Genomic DNA, 12,951 nt, shown 5'->3' with positions numbered 1-12,951 from the left:
AGCTCCTTGTTCAGCGTGAGACGTTGCTGAACGGCAGTCCGCTGGGGGCGGACAGTCCCTCCAGCCCGGCCCGCTTCGCCTGCTCGACGTGGTGGTTGCACGCGCGCACGGCCGTCTCGGCGTTGTGCGACTCTATGGCCTCGACCATGGTGCGCAACTCCTGCACGCTGCGAGCGCTGCGGCCGGGCTGGGCCAGCGAGGTGGCACGCAGCAGGCTGAGACGGGCCTGGACACCCCCCAGCGTCGAGTGCACCGAGCGGTTGCCGCAGCCGCGGAGCAGGACGTCGTAGAAGTGGTCCTTCGCCTTGAGGATGCGCAGCGTGTCGCCGTCGCCGCTCACGGCCTCGGCCAGCTGCTCGAACGCGGCACGTAGCTCGGCCACCTGCTCGGCCGACGCGACCTCGGTGAACCTGCGCACGGCGAGCGCCTCCAGGGCGGCGCGCAGTTCGTAGAGCTCCAGGGCTTCCTGCGGCGAGGGCACCACCACGACGGCGCCCTTCTGCGGGATCGTCCTGACCAGGCCCTCGGCCGCCAGCTCGCGCAGTGCCTCACGGATCGTGGTGCGCGAGACGCCGATCTCCTCGATCAGCTCGCGCTCGATCAGCCGCTGACCGGGCGCGTAGTGGAAACTGAGGATGGCCTGCCGCAGCACATCGAGCACCTGTTGCCGCAGAGGCGCGGCGACCCGGCCCACCTGGGCGGCCAGATCGACGGATTCGGTGGAGCTGCGGGGTCCAGAGCTGCCTGATACGGTCACCCGACCAGGATACGGTAAGGCGATCGTACAACCCAGCGGTCCTCGGTGGTTCGGGGCCGAATTCATCCGGAGTTTTCGCGCCGGCGACACACGGCGGCGCGCTCCGCTCTTCCGCGCCCGAGCATGGACGCCGTGTTTCCCCGTGATTGTATGACGGGTCTACGGGCTGTCGGGACGACTCAACGCCGGGACAGCGGGCCGTCGAGGCGCTCGGCGAGGTCGGCGAAGGAGATGCCGAAGGTCTCCAGGACGGTGGCGCCCCCGGAGCCGACCTGGAAGGTCGCGAAGTCCGTGTAGACACGGTCGACGCAGCGGAGTCCGGTGAGCGGGTAGGTGCACTCCGGGACCAGCTTGGGGGCGCCGTCCCTGGTGAACAGGCTCATCATCACGAACACGCGCTTGGCGCCGATCGCCAGGTCCATCGCTCCCCCGACGGCCGGGATGGCGTCGGGGGCGCCGGTGTGCCAGTTGGCGAGGTCACCGGCCGCGGACACCTGGAAGGCGCCCAGCACGCAGATGTCCAGGTGGCCGCCGCGCATCATGGCGAAGGAGTCGGCGTGGTGGAAGTAGGCGGCTCCGGGCAGTTCGGTGACCGGGATCTTCCCCGCGTTGGTGAGGTCCGGATCGATCTCGCCCTCCTGGGCCGCCGGTCCCATGTTGAGCATGCCGTTCTCGGTGTGCAGCACGACCCCCGCCCCGTCGGGAAGGTGGTCGGCGACCAGGGTCGGCTGGCCGATGCCCAGGTTGACGTAGGAGCCGTGCGGGATGTCGCGTGCCACCCGGGCGGCCATCTCGTGCTTGGTGAGCGGCCCGCGGTCGAGGTGCTCCACGACGGGGTGCGGTGGGGGCGTCGGGTTCATGCCGCGGACACCGCCCGGACGACGCGGTCGACGTAGATGCTGGGGGTCACGACTGCCTCCGGATCGAGTGCTCCGATGTCGACGATCTCGTGCACCTGGGCCACGACCGTGGTCGCCGCAGTGGCCATGACCGGCCCGAAGTTGCGGGCGGTCCTGCGGTAGACGAGGTTGCCCATCCGGTCGGCCCGGTGGGCGCCGATCAGCGCGACATCGCCCTTGATCGGGTACTCCAGGACATGCGTGCGTCCCGCTATCTCCCGGGTCTCCTTGCCCTCGGCGAGCGGAGTACCGGCCCCGGTGGGCGAGTAGAACGCGCCGATCCCGGCCCCCGCCGCGCGCAGCCGTTCGGCGAGGGTGCCCTGCGGAACGACCTCCAGCTCGATGCGTCCCTCGCGGTAGAGCCGGTCGAAGACCCACGAGTCGGACTGGCGGGGGAACGAGCATACGATCCTGCGCACTCGGCCCTTGTCCAGCAGCGCCGCCAGCCCGGTGTCACCGTTGCCGGCGTTGTTCGACACCACGGTCAGCTCGGTCGCGCCCTGCCGGATGAGGGCGTCGATCAGCTCGACCGGCATACCGGCCATGCCGAATCCGCCGACCAGTACGGTCGAACCGTCCTCGATCCCGGCCATGGCCTCGTCGGGATCGGCGCACACCCGGACGCTCATGCCGCACTCTCCAGGACCACGGCCAGCGCCTGTCCGACGCCGATGCAGATCGCGGCCAGCCCCCACCGGTCCCCCGACTCGCGCAGCCGCGCGGCCAGCGTGCCGAGGATCCGGCCGCCGGAGGCGCCGAGCGGATGGCCGAGGGCGATCGCGCCGCCCTTGGTGTTCACGATCGCCGGGTCGATCTTCCAGGCGTCCACGCAGGCCAGGGACTGCACGGCGAAGGCCTCGTTGAGCTCGACCGCCGACACGTCCGACCAGGAGATCCCGGCCCGCTTCAGGGCCCGTTCGGCCGCCTCGACCGGCGCGAACCCGAACATCTGCGGTTCAAGCGCCGACACCCCGCGGCCGGCGATCCGGGCCAGTGGCGCGACGCCGACACGGGACGAGGCGGCCTCGGAGCCGATCAGCACGGCGGACGCACCGTCGCTGAGCGGCGAGGCGTTGCCGGCGGTGATCACGCCGTCGGGACGGAAGGAGGGCTTGAGGCCTGCCAGCTTCTGCGGAGTGGATCCGGGCCGGATCCCCTCGTCGCGGTTGAGGAGGGACTCGCCGCCGGCCTCGACCCGTACCACCAGGTCGTCGTAGAAGCCGGAGTCCCAGGCAGTGTCCGCGAGGGTGTGGGAGCGGGCGGCGAACTCGTCCTGACGCTCTCTGGGGATGGTGAACCGCTCGGCGAGCTGTTCGTTGGCCTCGCCCAGGGAGACGGTCCACTCCTTCGGCATGCGGTCGTTGACCAGCCGCCACCCCAGGGTGGTCGACACGGCGGTGGTGTGGCCGGCGGGAAACGCGCGGGACGGCTTGGGCAGCACCCACGGCGCCCGCGTCATCGACTCCACCCCGCCGGTGAGGACGAGGTCGGCGTCGCCGCTCTCCACGGCGCGCGAGCCGATGATCGCCGCGTCGAGCGAGGAGCCGCAGAGCCGGTTGACCGTCGTGGCGGGCACCGTCGTCGGCAGGCCCGCCAGCAGGACGGCCATCCGGCCGACATTGCGGTTGTCCTCACCCGCGCCGTTGGCGTTGCCCCAGACCACGTCGTCGATCGCGGCGGGATCGAGCGCGGGCACCTTGTCCAGCAGGCCCGTGACGGCGGTGGCCGCGAGGTCGTCGGGCCGGATCTCGGCGAGCGCCCCGCCGTACCGGCCGAAGGGCGTGCGTACTGCGCTGTAAACGAAGCTGGCAACCATGGATCGAACGTAGGCTCCGGACATTGATCTCGTCCAATACCTATTCCTTCATGATTGATCACTGAGTCAGATAAAATGGGTCCATGGAGCTCCGGCATCTCCGCTACGTCCTCGCCCTCGCCGAGGAGTGCCACTTCGGCCGCGCCGCCCAGCGGCTGCACGTGGCGCAGTCCGCGCTCTCCCAGCAGCTCAAGCAGTTGGAGCGGGAACTCGGCACGACGCTCTTCACCCGCTCCACGCGGCGGGTCGAGCTCACCGAGGCCGGCCGCCATCTGGTCGCGTACGCGCGCTCGATCCTGGCCGAGGTCGAACGGGCCGACGAGCAGATGGCACTGCTGGCCGCCGGCCGGGCGGGCCGCGTGTCGATCGGGTTCGTCGGCACGGCCACGTACGACCTCCTGCCGCAGATCGCCCGTACGGTACGGGCGCAACTCCCCGACGTGGCCCTCGAACTGCGCGGTGAACTGCTCAACCCCGAACTCGTCGAAGGCCTGCGCAACGGCACCTACGACCTTGCCCTCCTGCGCTCCGACACCCTGACGGACACCACCATCGCCTTCACGCCGCTGCGGACCGAACGGCTGGTGGCCGCCCTGCCCGCCGGCCATCGGCTGGCGGCCCGGAGCCGGATCCCCCTCGGGGAACTCGCCGACGAGCCCTTCGTCGTCCATCCGTCCCGGGACCGCTCGTCCATGCACGGCCGGGTCCTCGACGCCTGCGCCCGCGCCGGCTTCGTACCGGCACCGCTGATCGAGGTGGGCGAGACCTCCACTCTGGTCGTCTTCGTCGCGGCCGGCCACGGGGTCGCGCTGGTCCCGGAGTCGGTGCAGAGCCTCGCCCTCGACGGAGTCGCCTACGCGCCGCTCACCGAGACCGAGACCGTCACGCTCGGACTCGCCCGGCGGGCCCAGCGGCACTCGCCGGTCACGGAACGGGTCGCGGCGATCGTCAAACACAGCATCAAGCGCTGACCACGCCCCGTTGTTTCGTCCCGGATTGCCGGATCGGGGTGGTTCAGGTGCCCCGCAGCCAGTACCCGTGCCTCCCGCCGCAGCGAAGCCGTCCGCGCCGCCATGCTCGGTGTGAACCGCCCCGCGGGTGCGGGTACCGTCTTTCGTGCTGCGGGAGGTCCGGACCGGCGGCTGGAGGGCCCGGCCATGTGGAGACCTACGTCATGACGTTGTGCAGCTGCGGTGCGGACCTGCCGGACTCTCCCCGGGAGAGCCGTCCTCAGTGGCGGCAGTGCAGTGAAGCCCGCCGCCGTGGGCTTCACGCTGAGTGACTTGAACGGCGCGCGGCCGGCGAGGATCCTCCGGGGTTCATCACAGGACCGTGACGACCGCTGCTTGTAGGGGCGGGGTGGTTGCCCTCCCCTGCGGTGCGGGGTGGGGCTGATGATGAAGTCCTCCGGCCAGAGCGTGAGTTGAATGTCCTGGCCCGCGGCTTCGATCACGTCGTGCAGGTTGCCGTACTCGCCCCGGTCCAGCAGGAAGAGGGGATCGTCGCGGTGGACCGGGTCGCTCCGGAGCCAGGCGTCGAAGCCGTTGACGTCGGTGGCTCCCGCCACGAGGCAGGGCACGATCCGCCGGAACAGCTTGGGCCGCATCGCGAACTGCTGCAGCGCGTCGAGATCCGGGACGTCGGCCTTGCCGTCCGGGTCGGCCGTCGAGCGGGGTCACACCCCCGCCCCCGCTGTCCGCGCCGCACGGGACGTCGTCGTCAGGTGGGTGCGGAGCGAGGCGGGCAGGGTCGCGTAGCACGCAGGGTAGGCCGAGGCCCTCGGTGAGGCAGTGTCGCGTGGGCGGACCGGTCCACCCGGGTCTCGTCCAGGAATACGTCCGTCCCGTCGGGCTCGGCGGGGTCGCCCCGGTAGGCGAACCCGATCACGCGGCCGTTGGCGTCGATCCCGTCGGAGAGTACGTATCCGCGGATGCTGTCCTGGCCGGCCGACTTGACCTTGTTCGGATGATCCTCGAAGAAGGTGACGTTGCTGAACCCGAGGAGCCGCGGCAGCCTGTCACGGGCCTCGTCGGCGCCGGCCGGTTCCTGGCGGGTCTCGCCGAAGTGCGTCTCCAGCGCGTCGAACGCCTCCAGCCGCACCGAGATGCCCCGGGCGTTGCCGTCCGGCGGCGTACCCGACGGCCGGCGCAGGCCCTCGACCAGGGCGGGTGCATCCGGCTTGAACTGTGATGAGTGGGCCGGTCGTGCTTCCGTGTGCCTCCCTCCGCACCGGTACGCCGACGCCCGACGCCTCGTTTCACCTGGGACGGCGGAGCGCGGACACGGGGCAGGCCATGTGGACACCACTCGGCGAGGCACGAGTGCGACGGCGCGTCGGACTCGGGGTGGTCGCGGCGGCACTCGTCGCGCTCACCGCGGTACTGGCGAGCGGGGACGGCGACAACGACGAAGCGTCGATGTGGATCTCCGCGATCTCGGCGTTCGTCTCGGTCTGTGCCCTCGTGGCCGACCTGCTGCGGGCCCCCGCGGGCGACGGGACACCTGGCGAACGGCGGCGGAGAGCCGATGAACTCGCCGAGGCGGTTCAGGCCCAGTGGGCGGCCGAGGCCCGGCTACGGCGGCTGCAGGACCCGGAGCCGCTGAGCGTCCGCTGGTCCCGCGTGGGCCCACCGCTCGCGGACCACCGGCGGAACGTGCGGCGCGGGCCTGTGCTGCCCGAGCCTCGCGACGGCGACCAGCGTCTCGAGCGGATCGTCGAGACGTTCAGGAGCGTCCCCTCCCGCCGACTGGTCGTGCTGGGCGGTCCGGGGGCGGGGAAGACCGTCCTCGCCGTGCGGTTCGTGCTGGGGATGCTCGCCGTGCGGCGGCCGGGGGACCGCGTGCCGGTGCTGTTCGCCCTCGCGAGCTGGGACCCGTGCTCCGCCGGGCTGCGCGAGTGGCTGGCGGAGCGGCTGGCCACGGAGTACCGGCCGCTGGGTACCGGCGGAGGGGCGTGCACGTCGGCCCGTGAACTGCTGGAAGCCGGTCTCGTACTGCCCGTGCTCGACGGCCTCGACGAGCTTCCCGAGCGGGTGCGGGGGGAGGCGTTGCGGCGCCTGAACGCCGAACTGGACGACCGGTTGCCCGTCCTGCTCACCTGCCGCACCACTGACTGGGCCCGAGCCGTGCAGGCCGGCGACGTCGTGACCGCCGCCGAGGTCGTGGAACTGCGCCCGCTGGACTTCACGACCGTGCGTGCCTATCTGGAGTGCACGACACCCTCGCGCGGCGACGGTTCCACCGTCTGGACGCCGGTTCTGGCGGCTCCCTCCGTGCCGCTGTCCGAGGTCCTCCGCTCGCCGCTGATGGTGGCCCTGGCCCGCACCGTGTACGGGGACCGGTGCCGCGATCCCGCGGAACTCCTCGACGCCGGGCGGTTCGCCACCGCCGAACACATCGAGGAGCACCTCCTGGACGCCTTCGTGCCGGCTGCCTTCGGCGATGCGCGGGGCACCTGGCATCCGGAGGCGGCGCACCGCTGGCTGCGCTGTCTCGCCCGGGACGTGGGCGGTCGCGACCGGGTGCACGGCATCTGGCGGCTCGCCTGGTGGGAGCTCCCGACGGCGATGCCGAGGGCGATGCGGGTGATCGGGCCTGCCGTGCTGACGCTGCTCACGGCGTTCTGGCTGGTGCCGTTGGCCGGTTACGGGGACGGCGCCACCCGTGACTGGCGTCTCTCACCGTCCGTCCTCGTCCATCTGACGGGTCTTCTCCTGGGCCTCTGTTTCGGGCTCGCCTTCCTCCTTCCCTCCAGGCCGGGCGTCGGGCGGGGTCCACGTGAGCTGGGTCGTACGGCGGTGACACTGACCGTGGCGGTGACCGCAGTCGGCGTCGCGTACGGGCTGGTGGTGCCGCCCGTGGTCGGCCTGCGATTCAGCGATGCGATCACGCCGAAGCCCGTCTGGTTCCTCAACGGATGTTTCTTCGGGCTGATCGTGTCGATGCTGTTCGCCGTCGCGGGCCTGTCCGGCCGCCCGTCCCCCATGGCGCTGCCCTGGAGCGGCGGCCCGAACAGGCGGGGAACCTGCCGTGCGCTGGGCATTGCGCTCGCCCTCGTCGGCCTGGTTCCGCTGGCGGTGGGCCGGCGGCATGTGCTCCTGGCCGTGACCGGCGTCGTGGCCGGGACGATGCTGTGCCTGGCGGCGCAGCGCTACGGGAAACGGGCAACGGCCCCGTACAGGGTCCCGACAGCGGTACTGCGGAGCTTCGGCAGCGGGCTGCTCCGCGGCCTGTTCCTCTGTCAGGCCTTCGGCGTCCTCGCCTCCGTGGTCTTCGGCGGCGTCATCGGGGCTTTCGCGGCCCACGAGATCCGGTCGGTGGCCGCGCCCGCGAGTGAGCGGGTGATCGGCGACTGGCACGTCCGGATGTCGGCCGACGGCATCCGAAGCGCCACCTCCACGAAGCCGTACCCCTTCCTGCTGCTGCACGACGGGGAAGGGGCCGAGCCGCTCGCGATCCCCAGGAACGCCGACATCGCGTACAAGGGGCGGGTGCCCGAACCCGTCTACGACAGGGTCCGGATCCGTATGGAGAGCGAGGGGCCGGTGCTCACCTCACCGGGCCGTCCCCCTGCCGACGCCTGGAACGTGGTGCTCACCCTGCCGCAGCCGGTCCGGCTGTGGCTCGCGCAGCGGCCCACGCTCGTCGTCGTCCGGGACGCCGTCGTCCCCTTCGCCGCGTTCGGTCTGCTGATCGGGGCCGTCGGCGGCTGCGCGGCCGGGGTCCACCGTGCCCTGAGCGTCCCCTCCGACAACATGCGCGCCACCGGCCCGCGGGGCACGCTGCGCACCGATCGCGCGGCCGCGCTCGCGCGCAGCGCACTTGCCGCCGTGCTCGCCGGCGGGACCTGCCTGGCACTGGCCTGGGCCGTGCCCACGGGCAGCCTGTGGAACACCATGCCCACCGAGCTGTGGACGACGATCGGTCCTGCCGCCGCCGCGCTGAGCGCCTGGGGCCGACTCGGGGTGGCCCGGGTCTGGCTGGCGGTGACGGGGCGCGCGCCGTGGCGGCTCATGCGGTTCCTCGACGAGGCGCACCGGCGCGGGGTGCTGCGCCAGTCGGGCGCGCACTACGAGTTCCGCCATCTGTGCCTCCAGCAGCGGCTCGCGGCGCGGAACGCCGACGCCGGCGGAGCCCGGCCCGCGGCACGGAGTTTGCGGTGACGGCGGGCAGGGCTCGCTCAAGAGACGAACGGCCCGCACCTGACGCAGGCAGACGACGACGTCGTACGAGCGGGTGACAGTCCAGGACGTAGCGGAGGTTGGCACAACCGGACCGGGACGTACTTGTTGCCGCGCGGCTCCGGAGGGCCGACCGTCTGGGTGAGCAGCATGGTGTCGCCGAACACGTGAACGCGATGGCCGCGTACCCGCTGCCGAGCCGGTCGCGGCGAAAGGCTTCCTGGGTCTTGGGCTGATTCCGCGGACCGTCGCGTGGATGGAATCGCCGTTCGGTGGCCTGCTCGCCGCTCGTGCGATCCGTCACGGGCTGCCGGCCGGCGATCTGCGCCGGTCGGCTGGCGGCGCAGCCGGTGGCCGATGAAGTAGGCCGTGGTGCTCACCGACCGCCCGATCGAGCTGCACCTCGCCAGGTCGGACAGGCTCCTGCACGTGGAGTACGCCGACGGCTGCCGGGTGGCGGTCTGAGAGTTCTCGCCTCGGCGGGGTCGCGACTGAGGTGCCTCACCGTCACCTCGCCGCCGCGTACACCGGGGGATGCCGGCCGTGGGAAGACCCGCTGCCCCGTGCTTTCGAGGCTCTGCTCGGCCGCCCGCAGCTGATCGTGGTCCGCGTGCCCGGGTAGCAGCCGGTGGTGCGGTACACCGTGGCGGAAGCCGGCCCGCCGGACCTCGTGCCGCTGGAGACCGTCGGGCTGAGGCTTGAGACGCTCGCGCACCCGGTACGGCTGCGGCCCGCCGCGTACCCTGGCCCGCGGCCCCCACACCACCGGCGAGCTCGCCCACGCCTGGGAGCCTTCGCCCCCGGAGGTCTCCCGCCATCTCGCCGTGCCGCGCCGGACCGCTCACGGCCCGGCGGCGCGGTCGCCACGTCCACTGCGCCCTGTACCTGCCCGCGATGACGATGCCGGGCACGGACCTGCTGTCGGCCGTGCTGCGCTGAACCCGGCGGCAGTCGATCACTGCTGTCGACGGTCAGCCAGTTGGGCTCTGTGGCCAGTGCCCCCACAGGGGCGCCGTCTGGCCCGCGGTTCGGCCCGGCGGATTCACCCGGAGTCCATTCGGTCCCGCAAGTCGTCGGGATGATTGCACAGCGTGGTTGTCGTGTCGGGTTACCTGGAGCACGACGATGGCTCCAGGTAACCGACTTCGGGCTCCAGAAGAACCCGAGCTTCTTGGGGCTGTACGAACAAGGAATGTTCTTCGTCTGCTGGTGGTACACGCCGTACATGGCTCTGACCAGTACGAATGCGGGCTTTGAAGCAGGGGCGGCGGGCTCTGGCCCGTATACGGTCCGGATCTTGGTCGTGAGCAGGGCGAAGCCGGATTCGGAGAGGGTCCCGCTCGAGACGGAGTGTGATGCGCGAAGCCGGGAGGACGACGAGATCTCCTTGAAGTTGTCTACCTGGGTGCGCTGAGCTGCAGTGATGAGGTAACTACCGCCTCTTGCACACGCAGATGAGTCTTTTGGTGTCTTTCGGGATTGTGCACCCTCATCTGCCTGCGGCGCGTCACTCGCTGATGTGCCGCTGCAACAGCTTGACTGCCAGGTCATGGTCGTAGTGAAGGGCGAGGTCCATGGGCGTCTGCCCGTCGGGGTCCGGGAGCTGCGGGTCAGCACCGAAGGCCAGGAGCACTGCGGTGGTATGCACAGTCAGCGAGCTGCCGCTTTGGAGGGCTCCATCCCCTTCCATGTCGATGGCGTGTGTCAGGAGCGTCATGTTGTCGCATACCTCATCGGGGTCGGCTCCCATGGCCAGCAGCTGAGCCAAGGACTGTGCGTCCTCGTCCTCCACCGCTTGATGGGCCGGTGTCCAGGTGTTCCCCATGGCGGCATTCAACCGTTGCCGCACCAGCCCGGCCACCGCGTGGTCGTTGTCCACGTAGATGTAGGGACACCAGGAAACCGGCCTGTCCTGCCAGCAGGCGTCCGGCAGGACGAAGAACTCCCGGTACTGGCTCCGCGCGGCGTCGAGGTACTCGTCCCGGCTGCCCGAGAACTGCCAGTCGATGAACAGGACCGTCCCGTGTCCCGCCGAGTACGGGTCGGGTGTGAGGCCCTCCGGGAGGGTCGCCGCCGCGGCGGCCGGATCGGTCCAGAACTCCGCCCCGACGACAACACCGGCGTAGTGCCATGGAGGCTTCGTCGCCAGATTCGCGACGCCACGCGGGGACAACGGGACTGTATAACCCTGATGCATTCGTCTCTCCTGGCGGACTGTTCTCGGAGCGTCGATGTGCTCCGACGCAATTCCATGTCCAGCGACAAGCAGTCTTCTTCGATGCGTGCGGGACCGACAATGTGCGGCTACCCAAAAGCCGGTGTGGTTCTTCGGTCCCGCAACCAACGGCTCGCCTGTGACGACGACCGACGTGACGAGCGAAGCACCGCTCTCCAGTTCATGCAGAGGGCCGGCCGCCGGGCCGCCGACGTGCGCGAGGCGGGGGTCCACCACGGATGAACATCACCCGGATCCGACAAGGCCACTGACACACAATCCCGTTGTGCACGGGCACAGCCGTGCCCCGGAGATGTGGTGCCCGTGCACATGTCCTGCGTGCCGTACGCGTTCGAAGATGTGCCGGTGATCCGTTTATTCGCGACCGCTGTTCGCCGTCCCCGTCACGGGACGGCCGACGTCCGCGCTGCCATAGCCGCCGTTCTCGTTCTCGTATCGCTCACCACGCTGGTCGGAACCGCCGCCGGTGCCCAGGCGCAGTCCGGGCTGCCGCGCCTGTCACTCGGCCGCTCGTTGCCGGCCGGGATGACCCTGGCGACCACCGACTCCGACATCGTGATGAGTTTCGATATCGATGTCACCTATGACCGGGCCACCCTGCAGCAGGAGGTCGACGCCGTCACACAGTCCGGCGAGACCCTGGGCGAGCAGGTCCGTGACCAGATCGCGTCAGCGCCGACCGGGCTGCCTGAGGGCGGCCTCGCCGACTTCAACGACTTCGACGGTACGGTCGCGCTGACCGCCACCGGGCTGACCGTGACGATCCCCGTGGATCAGGTGCACACGGCCGCGAACTGGAAGCAGCAGTGGGTTGCCGCGGCGGTCGGGGTCGGCGTCGGGTTCGGCACCCGGGCCATCTGTATCGGCTCCGCCGTCCTCGCCAGTGGGGGAGGGGCTGCCGCCATCGGAGTCCTGATCAAGACGGGATGCGCCGCCCTCGGCCTCTTCGCCGCCACCATGGGCCGAGCGATCGTGCTGATGGCCTTCGACAACAAGCTCGGTGACAGCAAGGAGTGGGGGGCGGCGATCTTGAACGCGAGCATGGCCGCCGTCGGCGGGGTCCTGTGGGAAGGCGGCGGCAACATCTGGGCGCTGAACCGGCTGCCCGGCATGCTGGTGTGGATCGGGCAACAGTTCGTCAGACTGGGAAACTGGATCGGGAGCCAGGCCGCCGCCGTCGGTGAGTGGTTCGGTGACGTCATCACGTGGGTGCGGCAGCGGCTGGCCGCCAACCCGCCGCCGGCGCCACCGCCCAGCCCGGCGACACTCATGGCGCTCGGCGACTCGATCACCTACGGCCTCGGCAGTTCGACCGGGGCGGCCTACCGGGCCGAGATGCACGACGCGCTGACCACGGTCGGGTTCACCTACGACGCCGTGGGCTCCGAACAGTCCGGGTCGAACCTCGCCGACCCGGACAACGAGGGACACTCCGGTTGGCGGATCGACCAGATCGCCGCCGCCGTCGACGGGTGGCTGACCGCCTACCATCCCAACGTGGTGACGCTGCACATCGGAACCAACGACATGAACCAGAACTATGCGGTGGCGACCGCCCCGGACCGGCTCGGCGCGCTGATCGACCAGATCGTCCGGGACCGCCCGGGCGTGCTGCTGGTGGTCTCCACCCTGGTCCCCTCGAAGGACGCGGCCGTCAACGCCCGTATCTCCGCGTACAACGCGAGTATCCCCGCCGTCGTGGCGAGCCGGCACAGCGCCGGCGACCACGTGTACCTGGTCGACCAGGGCGCCGTGACCACCGCCGAGTTGTCCGACACGCTGCACCCCGACGACGAGGGCTACCGGCGGATGGGCCGGGCCTTCGCCGCCGGGGTGAACGCCGCCTACCTGCAGGACGGGCTGACGGTCATCGCCGGCTCACCTGAAGACGGCGGTGGGGCCGATCCGCACGCACCGGGATGCGAGTCGGGCGCCGGCGGGTGGAGTGCGCTCGGGCAGATCGCGTCCGGCGTCGGCCAGCCTGGCGCCAGTGTGCGCTTCGCTGACTACAACGGTGATGGCAGGGCTGATTATTGGGTGCTTAATGACAACGGGTCGGTCGA

At 70.8% G+C, this 12,951-nt stretch carries 9 protein-coding genes and 2 pseudogenes; 4 read left to right on the top strand and 7 right to left on the bottom strand.

All coding sequences use genetic code 11. From position 1 onward, the window contains the following. Positions 1-10: 10 nt before the first annotated feature. The 4 genes from IEZ11_RS36395 to IEZ11_RS36380 all read right to left on the bottom strand — a co-directional run bounded on the left by IEZ11_RS36395 (position 11) and on the right by IEZ11_RS36380 (position 3,472). Entirely contained in the window at positions 11-757 is a 747-nt protein-coding gene (locus IEZ11_RS36395) for a GntR family transcriptional regulator (RefSeq protein ID WP_229713575.1), read from the bottom strand. Positions 758-936: 179 nt separating this feature from the next. Next, a complete protein-coding gene (locus IEZ11_RS36390; protein ID WP_189267269.1) occupies positions 937-1,617 on the bottom strand; it encodes a 3-oxoacid CoA-transferase subunit B in 681 nt (226 codons plus the stop codon). Continuing rightward, positions 1,614-2,285: a 3-oxoacid CoA-transferase subunit A gene (locus tag IEZ11_RS36385; RefSeq protein ID WP_189267268.1), complete on the bottom strand. Its 672-nt coding sequence runs from the start codon at positions 2,283-2,285 to the stop codon at positions 1,614-1,616. Before IEZ11_RS36385 ends, IEZ11_RS36390 begins: the two co-directional genes overlap by 4 nt. Then, the gene (locus IEZ11_RS36380; protein WP_189267267.1) at positions 2,282-3,472 is read right to left on the bottom strand and encodes a thiolase family protein; all 1,191 of its coding nucleotides are present in this window, start codon (positions 3,470-3,472) and stop codon (positions 2,282-2,284) included. Before IEZ11_RS36380 ends, IEZ11_RS36385 begins: the two co-directional genes overlap by 4 nt. A gap of 83 nt (positions 3,473-3,555) precedes the next feature. On the opposite strand from IEZ11_RS36380, the gene IEZ11_RS36375 reads away from it, so the two are divergent. Further along, entirely contained in the window at positions 3,556-4,443 is an 888-nt protein-coding gene (locus IEZ11_RS36375) for a LysR family transcriptional regulator (protein WP_189267266.1), read from the top strand. Positions 4,444-5,191: 748 nt separating this feature from the next. Here IEZ11_RS36375 and IEZ11_RS36370 read toward each other — a convergent pair. Continuing rightward, on the bottom strand, positions 5,192-5,572 hold the full coding sequence (locus tag IEZ11_RS36370) for a hypothetical protein (RefSeq protein ID WP_189267265.1): 381 nt from the start codon (positions 5,570-5,572) through the stop codon (positions 5,192-5,194). Between the two features lie 194 nt (positions 5,573-5,766). On the opposite strand from IEZ11_RS36370, the gene IEZ11_RS36365 reads away from it, so the two are divergent. Further along, entirely contained in the window at positions 5,767-8,634 is a 2,868-nt protein-coding gene (locus IEZ11_RS36365; protein WP_189267264.1) for an NACHT domain-containing protein, read from the top strand. Between the two features lie 592 nt (positions 8,635-9,226). Further along, positions 9,227-9,591, top strand: a pseudogene (locus IEZ11_RS51355) (ArsR/SmtB family transcription factor); the annotation flags it as partial. Between the two features lie 568 nt (positions 9,592-10,159). Here the strand turns inward: IEZ11_RS51355 and IEZ11_RS51350 are convergent. Continuing rightward, positions 10,160-10,477, bottom strand: coding sequence for an ankyrin repeat domain-containing protein (locus tag IEZ11_RS51350; protein WP_229713597.1), 318 nt, complete (start codon positions 10,475-10,477; stop codon positions 10,160-10,162). Between the two features lie 39 nt (positions 10,478-10,516). Next, a pseudogene (locus tag IEZ11_RS51345) lies at positions 10,517-10,849 on the bottom strand (acetoacetate decarboxylase family protein); the annotation flags it as partial. A gap of 336 nt (positions 10,850-11,185) precedes the next feature. Between IEZ11_RS51345 and IEZ11_RS36355 the strand changes: the two are divergent. Next, on the top strand, positions 11,186-12,951 hold a 1,766-nt coding region (locus tag IEZ11_RS36355), incomplete at its 3' end, for a GDSL-type esterase/lipase family protein (RefSeq protein ID WP_229713574.1).

It is taken from the genome of Streptomyces fuscichromogenes (genome assembly GCF_014645815.1).
Classification (GTDB): domain Bacteria; phylum Actinomycetota; class Actinomycetes; order Streptomycetales; family Streptomycetaceae; genus Streptomyces; species Streptomyces fuscichromogenes.
The sequence above is the reverse complement of the archived record's forward strand: the minus strand, read 5'-3'. Positions and strand labels throughout refer to the sequence as shown.